We start from the raw sequence: 17,974 nt of genomic DNA, 5'->3' as shown, positions 1-17,974 counted from the left end.
CCGGAACCGAACCGATCACCAAAAGGTGTGAGAACAGATGGACCCAGCCCGTTCGCTCGCAGACGCGCGGCCGACACCCTTCTGGCTGGAGGATCCCGGCAAGCCGCAGCCGCTCGGCGCGCTCACCGGTGACGAGCACTGCGACCTGCTGGTCGTCGGCGGCGGCTACTCCGGGCTGTGGACCGCCCTGCTCGCCAAGGAGCGCGACCCGTCGCGCGACGTGGCGCTGATCGAGGGCAACGAGATCGGCTGGGCCGCCTCCGGGCGGAACGGCGGCTTCTGCGCCGCCAGCCTCACCCACGGGCTGTCCAACGGACTCACCCGCTGGCCCGGCGAGTTCGCCCGGTTGGAGGAGCTGGGCGACCGCAACCTCGACGAGATCGAGGCGGCGGTCGCCCGCTACTCCCTGGACTGCGAGTTCGAGCGCACCGGTGAGATCGACGTGGCCACCGAGCCGCACCAGCTCGAGGAACTGCACGAGGCCGCCGGGCAGGCGATGGAGCACGGCATCGCGCTGGAACTGCTCGACCAGGACCAGGTGCGCGCCGAGGTCGACTCCCCGACGTTCCTCGGCGGGCTGTGGGACCGCACCGGCGTCGCCATGGTGCACCCGGCCAAGCTCGCCTGGGGCCTCAAGCGCGCCTGCCTCGGGCTGGGTGTCCGCATCCACGAGCACACCCGCGCCACCGCGCTCACCGCGAACGGCGCCGGCATGGCCGTCCGCACCCCGTACGGCCGGGTCTTCGCCCGGCAGGTCGCGCTCGGCACGAACGTGTTCCCGTCGCTGGTCAAGCGGGTACGGCCGTACATCGTCCCGGTGTACGACTACGCGCTGATGACCGAGCCGCTCAGCGAGGAGCAGCTCGCCTCCATCGGCTGGAAGAACCGCCAGGGACTGGGCGACAGCGCCAACCAGTTCCACTACTTCCGGCTCTCGGCCGACAACCGGATCCTGTGGGGCGGCTACGACGCCATCTACCCCTACGGCGGCCGGCTCTCCGCCGAGCGCGACCAGCGCCCGGAGACCAACCTCAAGCTCGCCCAGCACTTCTACCGCTGCTTCCCGCAGCTGGAGGACGTGCGCTTCACCCACACCTGGGGCGGCGCCATCGACACCTGTTCGCGCTTTTCGGCGTTCTTCGGAACCGCCCACGGCGGAAAGGTGTCTTATGCGGCGGGATACACCGGCCTGGGCGTCGGTGCCACCCGCTTCGGCGCGGACGTCATGCTCGACCTGCTGTCCGGCGAACGCACCGAACGCACCGAACTGAAGATGGTCCGCAGCAAGCCGATGCCGTTCCCGCCCGAGCCGTTCACCTCGGTCGGGATCGGCCTCACGAAGTGGTCGCTGGACCGCGCCGACCGCAACGAAGGCCGGCGCAACCTGTGGCTGAAGGCGATGGACAAGGCGGGACTGGGCTTCGACAGCTAGGGACCGTCGTCGGGTCATTCGACGACACGACCTGGGGGAGTGCGCCCGGGGGCACTCGTCGTGTGCGCCTCGCGCCCCCCAGGCGCACCCCTGCCCGGAGGCCGTGAGCCGCCGCACTACCAATCAGTAGCCGAACCCGCGTAATGATCCGCGCTTCCGGCCCTCTCTTCCGTGTCAGCAGTATCAGCTTCACGGAACGGAGGAACCGGCATGGGCAGCGCCGGTGCGAAGAGTGCGGTCGAATGGCTGGTATCCGCGGCACCCGATCCGGAGGCCTGCCGGTGGGACTGGGAACGCAACCCCCTCGGGGTGACGTTGCTGCCCGCCGGCAGGCTCTGGGACGTTCTGATCCTGGCGGGCGAGCTCGGCTATCCGACCCTGGACGTGCTCACCCGGCTCGTCGACCGGCCCGGGCCGGTCCTGTCCGACTTCGGGGACTCCCGCATGGGGTTCTTCGTACCTCCGGGAACGGCCGCCCGCTGGATCGCCACCGGTGTGCGCAGCGCGGGCCGCGGCACCTGGATCGTCGTCCCCTACCCCGGCCGGGCCACCGGCGGCGTCCGCTGGCTCATCCCGCCCGACGGCACCGGGCACCTCACCGATCCGGTGATTCTGGAACTGGCGATGCACGAGGCCGTCGCGCAGCTCGCGGGTGACGGCTGACCCGCCGGGATCCCCGGATTCCCCCCTGGGTTCCCCCTGGACTCCGCTCGGGTTCCCTCCGGAACCGGCCCGGAATCCTTCCGCGGACACCGGCTGTCCGACGATCTGTAAGGCCCCGCGACGCGCCGCCGACACGTTGCTGCTTGTACGCCTCGCCATGCCCTCGCAAGACTGGCAGCAGGCTTACGAGAGAAGGGTCCCCCCGTGTCCACCAAGAACATCACCCACTGGATCGCCGGCCAGGCATGGACCGGCACCGCGGAGCGGCGCGGCGATGTGTACGACCCGGCCACCGGGGCGGTCACCGGACAGGTGGACTTCGCGTCGATCCGTGAGGTCGACCAGGCCGTCAGCGCCGCTGTCGAGGCGTTCCCCGACTGGCGCAGCGCGTCGGTGGCCAAGCGCAGCCAGGTGCTCTTCGCCTTCCGCGAGCTGATCAACTCCCGCCGTGACGAGCTGGCCTCGATCATCGTCTCCGAGCACGGCAAGGTGCACTCGGACGCGCTGGGCGAGATCGCCCGCGGTATCGAGGTCGTCGAGTACGCGTGCGGCATCCCGCAGCTGTCGAAGGGCGGCTTCACCGAGCAGGCCTCCACGGGTGTCGACGTCTACTCGATCCGCCAGCCGCTCGGCCCGGTGGCGATCATCTCCCCGTTCAACTTCCCGGCCATGGTGCCGATGTGGTTCTTCCCCATCGCCATCGCCGCGGGCAACACGGTGGTCCTCAAGCCCTCGGAGAAGGACCCCTCGGCCGCCAACTTCATCGCGGGGCTGTGGAAGGAGGCCGGTCTGCCGGACGGCGTCTTCAACGTCGTGCACGGTGACAAGGTCTCCGTCGACCGCCTGCTGGAGCACCCGGACATCAAGGCGGTCTCCTTCGTCGGCTCCACGCCGATCGCCCGGTACGTGTACGAGACCGGCACCAGCTACGGCAAGCGCGTCCAGGCCCTCGGCGGCGCCAAGAACCACATGCTGGTGCTGCCCGACGCGGACCTCGACCTCGCGGCCGACGCCGCCGTCAACGCCGGGTTCGGCGCGGCAGGCGAGCGCTGCATGGCCATCTCCGTCCTCGTCGCCGTCGACCCGGTCGGTGACGAGCTCGTCGAGAAGATCAAGGAGCGCATCGCCGGTCTGAAGGTCGGCCCCGGCTGCAACGGCGACTCCGAGATGGGCCCGCTGGTCACCGGCGTGCACCGCGACAAGGTCACCTCCTACCTCGACGCGGGCCTCGCCGACGGCGCCACGCTCACCGTCGACGGCCGCAAGCACCCGATCTCGGGCGAAAACACCGCCGATGGCTTCTGGCTCGGCCCGACGATCTTCGACAACGTCAAGCCGGGCATGTCCGTGTACGACGACGAGATCTTCGGCCCGGTGCTGTCCGTGGTGCGGGTCGACTCGTACGACGAGGGTCTGGAGCTCATCAACAGCAGCCCGTACGGCAACGGCACCGCGATCTTCACCAACGACGGGGGCGCGGCCCGCCGCTTCCAGTACGAGGTCGAGGTCGGCATGGTCGGCATCAACGTCCCGATCCCGGTCCCGGTCGCCTACTACTCCTTCGGCGGCTGGAAGAGCTCGCTCTTCGGCGACACGCACGCCTACGGCGAGGACGGCGTCAAGTTCTTCACCCGCGGCAAGGCGGTGACGCAGCGCTGGCTGGACCCGAGCCACGGCGGCATCAACCTGGGCTTCCCGACGAACAGCTGAACCGCTCGCTAGCCGTCAGCGCCGGGCAGGTCCGTCCTCCGGGCCTGGCCGGCGCTGCTGTCGGATGAGCCGGCCGGGGTCATGGCCACTCCCGACAGCAGCGCCGCGCACAGGCACCAGCTGCCCAGGACGTCCAGCGGCCAGTGGTACCCGCACCACACCAGCGACACCCCGACGGCGGCCACCACCAGCAGGACCGCGGCGGCGAGCAGCCGTCGCAGGGCGGCGTTCCGGACGAGCGGGAGTACGAGAAGGGCGGCGGCGCCGAGGGCGACCGACGCCGACGCCGTGTGCCCGGACGGGAAGAAGCCGGGGTAGGAGCCGGGGCCGAGGCGGCGGTGGCCGGGGGAGGGGCGGGCGACGAGGGTCTTGGTGACGCTGACGATCAGCGGGACCGCGGCCATGGCCAGCGCCGCGGCCAGCGGGCGCGCCCACCACCGCGACAGCCCGGCCCGGCGGCCGCGCCAGGCGCTTGCGCCGATGGCGGCGGCGAGGAGCGGCACCGCGATCTGCGCGTTGCCGAGGTCGCAGAAGAACTGCCCGGTGCCGTGCAGGCTCCGGTGCCGCGCGGCGGCGTGCTGGAAACGCCGGAGCAGCCACCGGTCGGCGTCCACCAACGGGCCACCGGCGACGACCTGCCAGGTGATCAGCGCGAAGAGCAGCAGGCTGACGGCCAGGACCAGGTTCAGGGCAAAAATCGGCCGCCCCGGAACAGGGGGGAGAGTTCCGAGGCGGCCAGGTCGATCTCCGTGCCGCTCGGCCCGGGGGGTTTGGGACGAGCGGTCGATCGATCGGCGAAGAGTGCCGAAACGCTTCGTTCCGGCGCTGTCGTGCGCGAGGGCACTGCTGTGCCGGCAATGGGGGGTCGCCGGCGCGGTGTCGCCCATGGTCACCCACGAGCGGGATGGTGCGGTGTATCTGCGGAAACCGTACGTCACCGGCGAGGCTGCCGGGAGAGCGATTACCCCTCCGCCATCAGGCCCGCACACCTTCTTCACCGATGCCGCCCCCTTACCCAGAGTTACACCGGGAGTCACACCCGGGTGAGGGCCTCCTCGATGATGTCCAGGCCCTCGTTCAGGAGATCTTCGCCGATGACCAGCGGCGGCAGGAAACGCAGCACGTTGCCATAGGTGCCGCAGGTCAGAACGACCAGGCCCTCGGCGTGGCAGGCCTTCGCCAGGGCGGCGGTCACCGCGGCGTTCGGGGTCTTGGTGCCCGGCTCCACGAGCTCGACGGCGATCATGCCGCCGCGGCCGCGTACTTCACCGATCACGTCGAACTTCTCCTGCATCGCGTGCAGACGGCCCTTCATGACCTCCTCGATGCGCCGCGCGCGGGCGTTGAGGTCGAGCTCCTTCATGGTCTCGATCGCGCCGAGCGCCGCGGCGCAGGCCACCGGGTTGCCGCCGTAGGTGCCGCCGAGGCCGCCCGCGTGCGCGGCGTCCATGATCTCGGCGCGGCCCGTGACGGCGGCGAGCGGCAGACCGCCCGCGATGCCCTTGGCGGTGGTGATCAGGTCCGGGACGACGCCCTCGTCGTCACAGGCGAACCACTGGCCGGTGCGGCAGAAGCCGGTCTGGATCTCGTCCGCGACGAACACGATGCCGTTCGCCTTCGCGAACTCGGCGATCTTCGGCAGGAAGCCCTTGGCCGGCTCGATGAAGCCGCCCTCGCCCGCGATCGGCTCGATCACGATCGCGGCCACGTTCTCGGCGCCGACCTGCTTGGTGATCATGTCGATCGCCTGGGCCGCCGCCTCCTCGGCGCAGTTCTCGGCGCCGGTCAGCCAGCGGTAGCCGTAGGCCAGCGGTACGCGGTAGACCTCGGGTGCGAACGGCCCGAAGCCCTCCTTGTACGGCATGTTCTTGGCGGTGAGGGCCATCGTCAGGTTGGTGCGGCCGTGGTAGCCGTGGTCGAAGACGACGACCGCGGTGCGCTTGGTGTACGAGCGGGCGATCTTCACCGCGTTCTCGACGGCCTCGGCGCCGGAGTTGAACAGTGCGGTGCGCTTGTCGTGGTCGCCCGGGGTCAGCTCGTTGAGCTGCTCGGCGACCTCGACGTAACCCTCGTACGGGGTCACCATGAAACAGGTGTGGGTGAAGTCCGCGAGCTGCGCGGTCGCCCGCCGCACCACGGCCTCGGCGCTGTTGCCGACCGAGGTCACCGCGATGCCGGAGCCGAAGTCGATGAGCGAGTTGCCGTCCACGTCCTCGAGCACGCCGCCGCCGGCGCGCGTCACGAAGACGGGGAGGGTGACGCCGATGCCGTTGGGGACCGCGGCGACCTTGCGGGCCATCAGCTCCTGCGACTTCGGGCCGGGGATCGAGGTGACGAGCCGGCGCTCCTGGGACAGTTCGGTCATGGCGGGCGTACTCCTCTTATATGTCCACGGGCTTTTCCCGCAGGCTAAGCGGGGGCCGCGCGGACCCGCTTACTCCGATAGGGCGCAGTGGCGGGTGATCATTCGACACGGCGGACAGTCCGCTTCCCGGCAGACCGTAGTCCTGGCGGCCGATTTCGGCACCCGCGCCTCGCGAAGCGCCATGATCCTTATGGACCGGTGTCCGCTCCACTACATTGGGTTCCGTCGCTGGCGACGAGGCTGAGGGGCGGCCGGTAGTGGATATCGAGGGTACGCAGGGATTCCGGAAGGCCGCGCCGGCGACCCCGGTACCGAGGCCGGCGGGACCGCCGCCGATGCCACAGGCGCCACCGGTGTCCGCGCTGGAGACCTGGCTGCGCACCCCGCGCCACCACGACGCCCCGGGGATCTTCGCGTACGGCCACGTCCCGCGTCCCCCGGAGGACCCGGGCCGGCTCGCCGGCCGCCGGCTGATCGGCGGCGCGCTGCTGGCCCTGCTGTGCGGGCTGCTGGTCTGGTCGCTGCTCTGGAACTATTTCGGCAGCCTCTGGCTCAAGCCGATGTTCTGGCTCATCCCGGACGACTGGGCGTACACCGGCGACCGGGTCGCCTACACGATCGTCTCCAACACCTACTACCTGATCTGGATCGGTCTGCTGGCCTATGTGTTCGGCCGGGCCGGGCACTGGCCGGACGTCTGGCGCCGGTATGCCGCGCCCGCTCTGAGCCGGCTGTGGGACGAGCCGGCGCAGCCGGGGCTGCGGCCCGACGGGCAGCCCGTCGAGGACGATCCCGTCCAGTGGCCCGAGCTGCGGGCGGCCGGGCAGCACGCGGTGGCGGACCGGCTCGCGGGCGAGATCCGCAGCGGGCGGATGAACGACGTCGACTACACGCGGATCCAGCGGGCCTGGACGTCGGTACTGGCGGACCCGCGGCGGATCGACGCGTTCGCCGACACCGTGCTGCGGCAGGGCGCCGCGGCGTGTCTGCATCCTTCCGGCGCGCGCGATCTGCCGTTCCGCTCCGCGACGCACGATCTGCTCGGCGGCCAGGTGCGGATCGGCCTGGCGCCGGCCGACGACCGCAATCCGTACCAGCACCGGGGCGCGGGGCTGGCGCTCGACCCGTCGCTGCTCGGCACCGGCCTGGTCGCCGTCGGCCCGCCCGGCTCGGGGAAGACCCGGCAGCTGGTCCGGCCGGTCGTCGAGTCGCTGTGCCTGCAGGCGCTGTCCGGCACCGCCGCGGTGATCGCCGTGGGCTCCGCGGGCACCGACCTGGGACCGGCCGACGCGTTCGACGTCGTCATCTCGCTCGGCGACCCCTCCTCGCGCTACGACCTGGACCTGTACGGCGGCAGCCCCGACCCGGACGCGGCCGGGAGCACCCTCGCCGAGGCGCTCATCGACGACGGCCCCACGCACGAGGCCGACATCCGGCGGGCCGCCACCGCGCTCTCCCAGCTGCTCGGCCCCTACCGCGCCGCCCACGGGCGCTTCCCCGCCGTGACCGAGCTGCGCGAGCTGCTCGACGGCATCCCGCACGCGTTCGCCGCGCTGCGCGGCGCGCTGGACCTGGCCGGGGAGCCGGGTCCGGTCCGTGAGCTGGAGGCACGGCAGCGGCAGGCGGGGCGGCCCGACGACATCGGCACCCTGCTCGCCGACCGGATCGCGCTGCTCGACCGGCCGGCCTTCGCGGGCTTCTTCGACGTCACCGGCCGGACCCGGCCGTTCTCCATGCACACCCTGGAGCACCCGCTGCGGGTCCGTATCGACCTGCCCGAACGCGGTCACGCCGAGGCGTCCCGGATCCTCGCGCGGCTCGTGCTGGCCCAGTTCACCGCCGCGGTCACCGGCCGCCGCGACCGGTCGCTCTTCGCCTGCCTGGTCCTCGACGACGCCGCGCACACCATCACCGGAGAGTCGGTGCGCGGACTGCAGCGGCTGCGGTCCGCCAACGCCGGGGCCGTGCTGGCGCTGCGGACGCTCGACGACGTCCCCGAGGCGCTGCGCACCGCGCTGCTCGGCGCGGTCGGCTGCCGGATGGCGCTGTCCGGGATCACCACGTGGGACGGGAAGCGGTTCGCCGAGGCCTGGGGCACCACCTGGGTCGAGACCCGGGACGTGACGCGTACGCCCGACCAGTCCGGCGGTCTGCTGCGCCGCCTCAACCGCGGGGTGCGGCGGCTGTTCACCGGGGAGGCCGTCACCACCGAGTCGGTGACCGTCCGCAGCGTCGAGCGTGAGCGCTGGTCCGCCTCCGAGCTGGCCCATTCGGTGCCGGCCGGGCATGCCGTCGTCTCGCTCACCGCCACCGACGGCGAGCACGCCCCGCCGATACTGGTCGACCTCCGCGGCTGACGCCTGACGCCTGCTCCCGGCTGTCCGACACCTGATTCCTGACATCGCACGTCCGATATCGGACGCCTGATGCCGGGATCTGGACGGTGAGGCAGAATCGGAACCGGTCACCACTACCGGTCGGCCAAAACCCGAGTCCTTTGGGCCTTCCGGGCCCGGTGGGTCCCCGCGACCCCGCCGGCGCCGCCGGAAGCCCCCCGCCGGAGGCGACAGCGCGTCATGCCCCTCACTCTCGCCTCTCTCGTCCACCATTCGGCACTCAAGCTCGTGGTCCTGGCCGGCGGCGACCATCTGGACGCCACCGTGCGCTGGGTGCACACCAGCGAGCTGGACGACCCGGGACCGTATCTCGAAGGCGGCGAGCTGCTGCTCACCACCGGACTCAAACTTGCCGTCGACGACCCGGACAGCCTGCGCGGCTACGTGCGGCGGCTGGCGGACGCCGGGGTGGTCGGGCTCGGCTTCGGCGTCGGGGTGGGGCACGACGCGGTGCCGCCCGCGCTGGTCGACGCCGCGGCGGAACTGGATCTGCCGCTGCTCGAAGTGCCACGCCGCACGCCGTTCATCGCGATCAGCAAGGCCGTGTCGGCGGCGGTCGCGGCCGACCAGTACCAGGCCGTCACCGCCGGCTTCGAGGCCCAGCGCGATCTGACCCGGGCGGCCCTCGCCCCGGACGGCACCTCCGCGCTGCTCGGCCGGCTCGCGCACCACCTCAACGGCTGGGCCGCGCTCTACGACGCGTCCGGCGCGGTGCTCGCCGCCGCCCCCGAGTGGGCGGGCCGCCGCGCCGCCCGGCTGACCGGCGAGATCGACCGGCTGCGGGACAAACCGGCGCCCGCCAGCGCGGCCGTGGCGGGCCCCGCGGGCACCGAGGACCGCGTCGAACTGCAGTCGCTGGGCACCGCGCGCCGGGCCCGCGGGTTTCTCGCCGTCGGCACCGAGGAGCGCCTCGACACCCCCGCCCGCTATGTCGTGCACGCCGCCGTCGCGCTGCTCACGCTCTCCCTGGAGCAGTCGCGGGCGCTCCAGGACACCGAGCAGCGGCTCGCGGCCGCCCTGCTGCGGATGCTGCTCACCGGGGAGAGCGAGCACGCCCGTACCGTCGCGGGCCGGCTCTACGGCGACCTGCTGGCGCAGCCGGTGCGGCTGCTCGTCGTGGAGCCCGCAGAACTCACCGCCAAGCCCGTGAAGACGGCCAGGCCCGCCGCCCGTACCGGCCGCCCGGCGGTGGCGCTGGACTCGGTGGCGCTGCTGGCCGAGCGCGCGGAGGCCGCCGGCGCCCGCTCGGGCGAGCCGGTCATCGCCGTACGGGAGGGCCCCCGGCTGGTGGTGCTCGCCGCCGACGGTTCGGCCGTGCTCAAGGCCTGCACCGACTTCGCCGAGGCCGACGACACCCTGGCCGCCGGGCTGTCCGGGGCCGTCCCGGTGGCGGAGCTGCCGGACGCCAACCGGCAGGCGGAACGGGCGCTGGCCGTCGCGCTGCGGCGCGGCCGCAACCTGGTCGAGCACGGCGAGGTCGGTGCAGGATCGGTTCTCCCGCTGCTCGGCGACGACGCGGTCCGGGCGTTCGCCGAGGGCTTGCTGCGCCCGCTGCGCGAGCACGACGCGACCAGCCGCGGCGACCTCGTCGCCTCCCTCCAGGCATGGCTCTCGCGGCACGGCCAGTGGGACGCGGCCGCGTCCGACCTGGGCGTTCACCGGCACACCCTGCGCTACCGCATGCGCCGCGTGGAGGAGATCCTCGGCCGCTCGCTCGACGATCCCGACGTCCGGATGGAGCTGTGGCTGGCGATGAAGACGCTGCCGCCCGGCGAGTGACACAACGGAGTACCCGCCACGAGCGGTACTCCGCAGTGGACAAACGCCCCCGCGCCCCGCCCGGCCTACCGTGGACGTACGTGATCGATCACCACCCATCGGGATCACCACCCCATCGGAAGGGCCGGGCCGCTGTGAGCACCCCCACCGCATTCTGGCTCGCCGGCCGCAAGGCGACCGGCGAGGACAGCTTCGACGTCACCAACTCGTGGGACGGCCGGGTCGTCGGCACGGTCAGCGTTCCCACCGAGGCCCAGGTCGAAGAGGCCGTCGCGGCCGCCGAGGCCGTCCAGGCCGAGTTCGCCGCGACCCCGGCCCACGTGCGGTCCGCCGCGCTCGACCTCGTCGCCCAGCGGCTCGCGGAGCGCACCGAGGAGATCGCCCGGCTGATCACCGCCGAGAACGGCAAGCCGATCAAGTGGGCCCGCGGCGAGGTCGGCCGGGCCGTGTCGGTGTTCCGCTGGGCCTCCGAGGAGGCCCGCCGCTTCAACAGCGGCGAGGCGCAGCGGCTGGACACCGACGCCGGCGGCGTCGGCCGGCTGGCGCTGACCCGGCGCTTCCCGCGCGGCACCGTGCTCGGTATCGCGCCCTTCAACTTCCCGCTGAACCTCGTCGCCCACAAGGTCGCCCCGGCGATCGCGGTCGGCGCGCCGATCATCCTCAAGCCCGCCCCGGCGACCCCGCTGTCGGCCCTGGTGCTGGGCGAGATCCTCGCCGAGACGGGTCTGCCGGCCGGCTCCTGGAGCGTCCTTCCGGTCCCCAACGACCGGATGCCGGCCCTGGTGCAGGACAAGCGGCTGCCGGTGATCTCCTTCACCGGTTCCGACAAGGTCGGCTACCAGATCATGGATTCGGTGCCGCGCAAGCACACCACCCTCGAACTGGGCGGCAACGCCGCGGCCGTGGTGCTGGCCGACTGGTCCTCCGAGGAGGACCTGGAGTGGGCGGCCACCCGTATCGCCACCTTCGCCAACTACCAGGGCGGCCAGTCCTGCATCTCGGTGCAGCGGGTCATCGCCGACGCGTCGGTCTTCGACGTGCTCGCCGAGAAGGTCGTCGCCAAGGTCGCGGCCCAGGTCACCGGTGACCCGTCCGACGACGCCACCGACGTGGGCCCGCTGGTCGACGAGAACGCCGCGAAGCGCGTCGAGTCCTGGGTCGACGACGCGGTCGCCAAGGGCGCCAAGCTGCTCACCGGCGGCACCCGCGAGGGCGCCTCGTACGCCCCGACGGTGCTCACCGAGATCCCCGCGGACGCGATCCTCGCCACCGCGGAGGTCTTCGGCCCGGTCCTGTCGCTGCAGAAGGTCGACGGCGCCGACGAGGCGTTCGCGGCCGTCAACGACTCGAACTACGGCCTGCAGACCGGCGTGTTCACGCACGACCTGCAGACCGCCTTCCGGGCCCACCGCGAGCTGGAGGTCGGCGGCGTGATCATCGGCGACGCGCCCTCCTACCGCGCGGACCAGATGCCGTACGGCGGCGTGAAGGACTCCGGTGTCGGCCGTGAGGGCGTCTCGTACGCCATGGCCGACTACACCTACGAGCGGGTCCTCGTCCTGACCGGCCTGGACCTCTGAGACCGACGGACCACCCTCCACCGGCCGGGGCGCATGTGCGGTGCGCCCCGGCCGGTTTTTTCCTGCCCTGCCCTGCCCTGCCCCGTTCCGGTCCGATCCGGTCAGGAAGGGATCGGTACGACCATCACCGGCGGTCCCGACGGGGTCGGTGAGCCGCCGGACGGTTCCACCGTCACCCCGACCGCGTCGGCGCCCCTCGGGCCGCCCGCCAGGAGCTGTGCGCCGTCGGTGCGGCCCGGAGTGACGAGACCGGCCGGGATCATCGAGCCGTTCTGGCTGTACCAGAGCTGGTAGACCCGCGCAGTGCCCAGCGGCGGCAGGTCGTGGTAGACGAACGCCGTCCGTCCGAGCCGCTGGGAGGAGACCACGGTCGCCCCGCCGCCGCCCCGCATCGAGCCGGTCCGCAGGGTGGCATCGGGCGCCGCCATCAGCGTCTCCAGGTCGGAGGCGCGCTGCTCCGCCTGGATGTTGCCGTCCCGTGCCCGGTCGGCGTCCCGCTGGGCCTGGACGGCCCAGACCCCGGCGCCCGCGGCGATGGCGAGACAGGCCGCGGCGGCCAGATAGGGCAGCCGCTGCCGCCAGCGCGGGCCGCGCAACGGCACCACGACGGGTTCGACGACCAGCGGCGGCAGCTGCCGTACCTCGGGCAGCGACCACATGACGCGGTCCCGCAGCCCTGGCGGCGGCACCTGCGCCACCGCGAAGGCCAGCCGGGTCGCGGTCTCCCGCAGCTCACGCACTTCCTGGGAGCAGGCGGGGCACTCGGCGAGATGCCGGGCGAACTCCGCCGCCTCCGCGGGGGAGAGGGCGTCCAACGCGTAGGCGCCGGTCAGTGTGTGCAGATCGGCGGAATCGTTCACGACGTCACCCCCAAGCAGTCCCGCAGACGGATGAGCCCGTCCCGGAGACGGGTCTTGACCGTGCCGAGTGCCGTTCCCAGCACATCGGCGGTTTCCCGGTAGGTATATCCCCGGTAGTAGGCCAGGTTCACCGACTCACGCTGGAGTTCGGTCAGCTGTCCCAGGCAGCGGCGCACCTGTTCGCGCTCCAGCCGCCGCTCGACCTGCTCCGACACCTCGTCGAAGGCGGGGGAGTGGTCGCGGGCCGCGGCCCGCTGCTCGCGGTCGGCGGAGGCCTGTGCCGAGCGCACCCGGTCGACCGCCCGCCGGTGGGCGAGCGTCATGATCCAGGCCATGGCACTGCCCCGGCCGGCGTCGAAGCGGGCGGCGCTGCGCCACACCTCGATCAGTACCTCCTGGGTGACCTCCTCGGACTGCGCGGGATCGCGCAGCACGCGGTGGGCCAGCCCGAGAACGGAACCGGCAACGGCTGTGTAGACGCTGTCGAACGCCTGCTGGTCCCCCCTGGAGACCCGTTCGAGCAGGGTCTCCAGGCTTCCGGGGCCCGGCGCCACGGGTCCGTTGTCGCGGGCTACCGCGTGCATGCGCACCTCCGAGCAATGGTTGTCACCATTGATTCGTAGCCGGGGCCCCGGCGGATTGGCCGTTCCGGTCAGGAAACCGGCGGCATCAGGACGGTGTCGATGATGTAGACGTTGGCGTTCGAGGTCTTCACGTTGCCGCAGACCACGTTGGCCGTGTCGTTGACCTTGTAGGACTCGCCGGAACCCTTGGTCATGAGGGACTGCTTCTCCAGCGTGGGGAACATACCGCTGTTGAGCTGGTTCGGGGTCAGCGGCTGGCCGACCACGTGGTAGGTGAGGATCTTGGTGAGCGTGGCCTTGTCGTTCAGCACCTTGTCCAGGTCGGCCTTCGGGATCTTGGCGAAGGCGTCGTTCGTGGGCGCGAAGACGGTGATGTTCTGCGCGCTGTTGAGGGTGTCGACGAGACCGGCCTTCGTCACCGCGGTGACTAGGGTGGACAGCGCCGGGTTGTGCGACGCGGCGGTGGCCACCGGGTCCTTCGCCATACCGTCGAAGCTTCCGTTGCCCTCCTTCGGCACACCGGCACAGGCCGGGCCGAAGGGAGCGGACGCGTTCGTCGTGTCGCCCGCGGAGGACGACGGCGGCATGGCCGTTGTGGTCTGCGCGGCACTGCTCTTGTCGCCGGCGCTACCGCTGCCGCTGTCGGAACAGGCGGACGCAGTGACGGCGAGGACAGCGGCCGCGGCCGAGACGAGGGCGATACGACGGATACGGGTGGTGGTGTACATGACAGATCTCCTCATGAGGGTTCCCGGTGGGACCGGGTGGTGATGGGTGGAAGTGCCGGTGACGTGGTGCGTGGAGCTCACTCCACGGTGACCACCACCGAGTGCCAGCCCGTCGAACCGTCGGGCACGGTGCCCTGCCGGTCGCCGGTCTGGGTCCGGCCGGTGCGGTCCGTCGCGCGGACCTCGATACGGTGCGAACCGGGCTTGGCGTCCCAGAGGTACGACCACTGGCGCCAGGTGTCGGCGGTGTCCTCCGTGGCGGGCCTGGCGGCCTGCCACGCACCCCCGTCGATCCGCACCTCCGTCTTGTCGATGCCCCGGTGCTGGGCCCAGGCGACGCCCGCGACGGGCACGGGTCCCGCCTTCAGGGAGGCGAAGGGCCGGGGGGTGTCGATCCGGGACGACGTCTTGATGGGGGCCTGCGGGGACCAGCTGCGCCGGACCCAGTAGGCGTCGAAGTCGGCGAAGGTGGTCAGTTCCAGGTCGGTCAGCCACTTGCAGGCCGACACGTAGCCGTAGAGTCCGGGGACGAGCATCCGGACCGGGAAACCGTGGGTGAAGGGCAGCGGCTCGCCGTTCATCCCGACCGCGAGCATCGCGTCCCGGCCGTCGAGGACCGTCTCGACCGGGCTGCCGAGCGTCATCCCGTCCACCGAGCGCGCCACCAGCTGATCGGCGGGTCCGCCGGCGGACGGCGGACGGACCCCGGCCTCCTTCAGGAGTGCGGCGAGCGGCACCCCGATCCACCGGGCGTTGCCGGTGTACGGTCCGCCGACCTCGTTGGACACACAGGTCAGGGTGATGTCCCGCTCGATCAGCGGGCGCCGCAGCAGGTCCTGATAGCTGAACTCCAGCGGCTCGGTGACGCCCTTCCCATGGATCCGCAGCCGCCAGGTGTCGGCATTCACCTGGGGAACGGTGAGGGCGGTGTCCACCCGGTAGAAGGACGGATTGGGTGTCGTGAAGGGCTGCATCCCGGGGATCCGGAGATCGGCGCCCGCGGGTACCCGCCCCGCCGCCGACTGCGGGGCGGGCAGTTTCACGGAGTCGCGGGACGCGACGGCCGCGGCATCGGTGGAGTTCAGCCGCCGTCCGACGGTGCCGCCGACGGCGGAGAACGCGGCGGCCGCGGACGCGGCGACCAGGAACCCGCGCCGGTCGAAGGCACCGACGGGCCGCACTGGGCTCCCGGCGTCGTCCGTGGCAGGCGGGCCCTGGCCGTGGATCCGGCCGGCCAGCACCCACAGCACCGCCGCCCCGGCCAGTGCGCCGACGAGCGAGGGAAACGCGTCCGTCCACACCCCCACCGGCCGCCGGACCGCCGTCACCGCGCCGACCGCGCCGAAGACCGCCACACCGGCGACTCCCGCCGGCCGGTGGTGGACGGCGATCACGCCGATGACCGCGGCGAACAACGCCAGCGCGGCCACGATGCCCAACTGCAGCACCAGCTTGTCGGAGGTGCCGAAGTGCCGGATCGCCCAGTTCTTCACCTCGACCGGAGTCGCGTCGATCGCCGTTCCGCCGATCGCCGTCACCGGCGACGCCTGTGGTCCGACGGCGATGGCCACCAGCTCGGCGGCGGCGAGCGAGACGGCAGCCGCCAGTTCTCCGCTCACCGCGCCGAGCAGCAGCTCGCGCATCCAGTTCCGTTTCACACAGGGCATTCGGAGCGGGTGGTGAGCCGGATTGGTCCCTCACCCGATCGGGTGAGCCGACGTGCCCGTGCTCCCGGCCGGTGCTGCGCGGGGGGTGGTGGCCGCACGGGAATTGGGGTAGATACGGGCAAGTAGCACCGATCGGTAACCCGGCGACCCCGGTAGCTCGCTGACCGGGTCTCCCGGCGGCCGACCGCGCCCGTACATCCCGACTCCGCGGCGAGGTGAGCCCTCTTGACCGCACCATCCGCACACAACGTTTCTGAACGCGAGGCCCGGCAGGTGGCCGAGGCCGCCCGCGAACAGGACTGGCGGAAGCCCAGCTTCGCCAAGGAGCTGTTCCTGGGCCGCTTCAGGCTCGATCTGATCCATCCCCATCCCATGCCGGCGCCCGACGACGTCCAGCGCGGCGAGGAATTCCTCGCCAAGCTCCGGGACTTCTGCGAGACGAAGATCGACGGGGCCCGCATCGAACGCGAGGCGCAGATCCCCGACGAGGTCATCAACGGGCTCAAGGAGCTCGGCGCCCTCGGTATGAAGATCGACACGAAGTACGGCGGCCTGGGCCTCACCCAGGTGTACTACAACAAGGCCCTCGCGCTCGTGGGCTCCGCCAACGCCTCGATCGGCGCGCTGCTCTCCGCGCACCAGTCCATCGGCGTACCGCAGCCGCTCAAGATGTTCGGCACCACGGAGCAGAAGGAGACCTTCCTCCCGCGCTGCGCGCGCACCGACATCAGCGCCTTCCTGCTCACCGAACCCGACGTCGGCTCCGACCCGGCCCGGCTGGCGACCAGCGCGGTGCCCACCGAGGACGGTTCCGCCTACGTCCTGGACGGCGTCAAGCTCTGGACGACCAACGGCGTCGTCGCCGACCTGCTGGTCGTCATGGCCCGGGTGCCGAAGTCGGAGGGGCACAAGGGCGGCATCACCGCCTTCGTCGTCGAAGCGGGCTCCGAGGGCGTCACCGTCGAGCACCGCAACGCCTTCATGGGGCTGCGCGGCCTGGAGAACGGGGTCACCCGCTTCCACCAGGTCACCGTCCCCGCCGACCACCGCATCGGCCCCGAGGGCGCCGGCCTCAAGATCGCCCTCACCACCCTGAACACCGGCCGCCTCTCGCTGCCCGCGATGTGCGTCGGCGCCGGGAAGTGGTGTCTGAAGATCGCCCGCGAATGGTCGCTGGAGCGCGAGCAGTGGGGCAAGTCCATCGCGAAGCACGAGGCGGTCGGCTCGAAGATCGCCTTCATCGCGGCGACCACGTTCGCCCTCGAAGCGGTTCTCGACCTGTCGTCGCAGATGGCCGACGAGGACCGCAACGACATCCGGATCGAGGCCGCCCTCGCCAAGCTCTACGGCAGCGAGATGGCCTGTCTGATGGCCGACGAACTCGTGCAGATCCGCGGCGGCCGCGGCTTCGAGACCGCCGCGTCCCTCGCCGCCCGCGGCGAGCGCGCCGTCCCCGCCGAGCAGGTGCTGCGCGATCTGCGCATCAACCGCATCTTCGAGGGCTCGACGGAGATCATGCACCTGCTGATCGCCCGCGAGGCGGTCGACGCCCATCTGTCCGTCGCGGGCGACCTCATCGACCCCGACAAGAGCCTCGGCGACAAGGCGAAGGCCGGCGCCAGGGCCGGCGGGTTCTACGCCCGCTGGCTCCCCAAGCTCGTCGCCGGCGCCGGCCAACTGCCCACGTCGTACGCCGAGTTCCACCCGGACGGCTACCCGGACCTGGCCACCCACCTGCGGTACACCGAGCGCAGCGCGCGCAAGCTCGCCCGTTCGACGTTCCTGGCCATGGCGCGCTGGCAGGGCCGGATGGAGACCAAGCAGGGCTTCCTCGGCCGCATCGTCGACATCGGGGCGGAGCTCTTCGCGATGAGCGCGGCCTGCGTACGCGCCGAGATGCTGCGCTCGTCCGGCGAGGAGGGCCGGGCCGCGTACCAGCTCGCCGACGCGTTCTGCCGGCAGTCCCGGATCCGTGTCGAGGAGCTCTTCACCCGGCTGTGGTCCAACACCGACGACCTGGACCGCAAGGTCGTCGACGGCGTGCTCGGCGGTACCTACACCTGGCTGGAGGCGGGCATCGTCGACCTCAGCGGCGACGGCCCCTGGATCGCCGACGCCACCCCCGGCCCCGCCACGACCGAGAACGTCCACCGCCCCATCCGCTGAGCCCATCCGCTGACCCGGCTCCCGCGTACCGCTCCGCCCGCGGA

Annotated in this window: 13 protein-coding genes; 7 read left to right on the top strand and 6 right to left on the bottom strand. The window is 71.9% G+C overall.

All coding sequences use genetic code 11. The features are described 5' to 3' along the window. Positions 1-37: 37 nt before the first annotated feature. The 3 genes from C6N31_RS30865 to C6N31_RS30855 all read left to right on the top strand — a co-directional run bounded on the left by C6N31_RS30865 (position 38) and on the right by C6N31_RS30855 (position 3,805). Positions 38-1,432 carry an NAD(P)/FAD-dependent oxidoreductase gene (locus C6N31_RS30865; RefSeq protein ID WP_138356714.1) on the top strand — a complete coding sequence of 465 codons (1,395 nt, stop codon included), beginning with the start codon at positions 38-40 and terminating at the stop codon, positions 1,430-1,432. Between the two features lie 210 nt (positions 1,433-1,642). Then, on the top strand, positions 1,643-2,095 hold the full coding sequence (locus tag C6N31_RS30860) for a hypothetical protein (RefSeq protein WP_138356713.1): 453 nt from the start codon (positions 1,643-1,645) through the stop codon (positions 2,093-2,095). Positions 2,096-2,299: 204 nt separating this feature from the next. Continuing rightward, positions 2,300-3,805: a CoA-acylating methylmalonate-semialdehyde dehydrogenase gene (locus tag C6N31_RS30855; protein ID WP_138356712.1), complete on the top strand. Its 1,506-nt coding sequence runs from the start codon at positions 2,300-2,302 to the stop codon at positions 3,803-3,805. Between the two features lie 8 nt (positions 3,806-3,813). Here C6N31_RS30855 and C6N31_RS30850 read toward each other — a convergent pair whose 3' ends face one another. Both C6N31_RS30850 and gabT read right to left on the bottom strand, forming a co-directional pair. Further along, a complete protein-coding gene (locus tag C6N31_RS30850) occupies positions 3,814-4,692 on the bottom strand; it encodes a phosphatase PAP2 family protein (protein WP_138356711.1) in 879 nt (292 codons plus the stop codon). Between the two features lie 146 nt (positions 4,693-4,838). Beyond that, positions 4,839-6,170 carry a 4-aminobutyrate--2-oxoglutarate transaminase gene (gabT, locus tag C6N31_RS30845; RefSeq protein ID WP_138356710.1) on the bottom strand — a complete coding sequence of 444 codons (1,332 nt, stop codon included), beginning with the start codon at positions 6,168-6,170 and terminating at the stop codon, positions 4,839-4,841. Between the two features lie 335 nt (positions 6,171-6,505). On the opposite strand from gabT, the gene C6N31_RS30840 reads away from it, so the two are divergent. The 3 genes from C6N31_RS30840 to C6N31_RS30830 all read left to right on the top strand — a co-directional run bounded on the left by C6N31_RS30840 (position 6,506) and on the right by C6N31_RS30830 (position 11,925). Further along, positions 6,506-8,527 carry a type IV secretory system conjugative DNA transfer family protein gene (locus C6N31_RS30840; RefSeq protein WP_232485857.1) on the top strand — a complete coding sequence of 674 codons (2,022 nt, stop codon included), beginning with the start codon at positions 6,506-6,508 and terminating at the stop codon, positions 8,525-8,527. Between the two features lie 219 nt (positions 8,528-8,746). After that, positions 8,747-10,345 carry a PucR family transcriptional regulator gene (locus C6N31_RS30835; RefSeq protein WP_138356708.1) on the top strand — a complete coding sequence of 533 codons (1,599 nt, stop codon included), beginning with the start codon at positions 8,747-8,749 and terminating at the stop codon, positions 10,343-10,345. A 134-nt stretch (positions 10,346-10,479) separates the two neighbouring features. After that, entirely contained in the window at positions 10,480-11,925 is a 1,446-nt protein-coding gene (locus tag C6N31_RS30830; protein ID WP_138356707.1) for an aldehyde dehydrogenase family protein, read from the top strand. 101 nt (positions 11,926-12,026) lie between these two features. Here C6N31_RS30830 and C6N31_RS30825 read toward each other — a convergent pair whose 3' ends face one another. The 4 genes from C6N31_RS30825 to C6N31_RS30810 form a co-directional block, all read right to left on the bottom strand. Beyond that, the gene (locus C6N31_RS30825) at positions 12,027-12,785 is read right to left on the bottom strand and encodes an anti-sigma factor (RefSeq protein WP_138356706.1); all 759 of its coding nucleotides are present in this window, start codon (positions 12,783-12,785) and stop codon (positions 12,027-12,029) included. Beyond that, the gene (locus C6N31_RS30820; RefSeq protein WP_138356705.1) at positions 12,782-13,369 is read right to left on the bottom strand and encodes a sigma-70 family RNA polymerase sigma factor; all 588 of its coding nucleotides are present in this window, start codon (positions 13,367-13,369) and stop codon (positions 12,782-12,784) included. The genes C6N31_RS30825 and C6N31_RS30820 overlap by 4 nt, the downstream gene beginning before the upstream one ends. Before the next feature lie 68 nt (positions 13,370-13,437). Next, on the bottom strand, positions 13,438-14,097 hold the full coding sequence (locus C6N31_RS30815) for a fasciclin domain-containing protein (protein WP_138356704.1): 660 nt from the start codon (positions 14,095-14,097) through the stop codon (positions 13,438-13,440). Between the two features lie 77 nt (positions 14,098-14,174). Beyond that, positions 14,175-15,764, bottom strand: coding sequence for a molybdopterin-dependent oxidoreductase (locus C6N31_RS30810; protein WP_138356703.1), 1,590 nt, complete (start codon positions 15,762-15,764; stop codon positions 14,175-14,177). Between the two features lie 225 nt (positions 15,765-15,989). Here C6N31_RS30810 and C6N31_RS30805 point away from each other — a divergent pair, with 225 nt between their 5' ends. Further along, positions 15,990-17,930: an acyl-CoA dehydrogenase family protein gene (locus C6N31_RS30805; RefSeq protein WP_198358631.1), complete on the top strand. Its 1,941-nt coding sequence runs from the start codon at positions 15,990-15,992 to the stop codon at positions 17,928-17,930. Positions 17,931-17,974: the final 44 nt, after the last annotated feature.

The sequence above is a fragment of the Streptomyces fildesensis genome, assembly GCF_016107395.1.
In the GTDB taxonomy this organism is placed as follows: Bacteria; Actinomycetota; Actinomycetes; order Streptomycetales; family Streptomycetaceae; genus Actinacidiphila; species Actinacidiphila fildesensis.
This window is presented reverse-complemented; position numbering and strand designations above follow the sequence as displayed.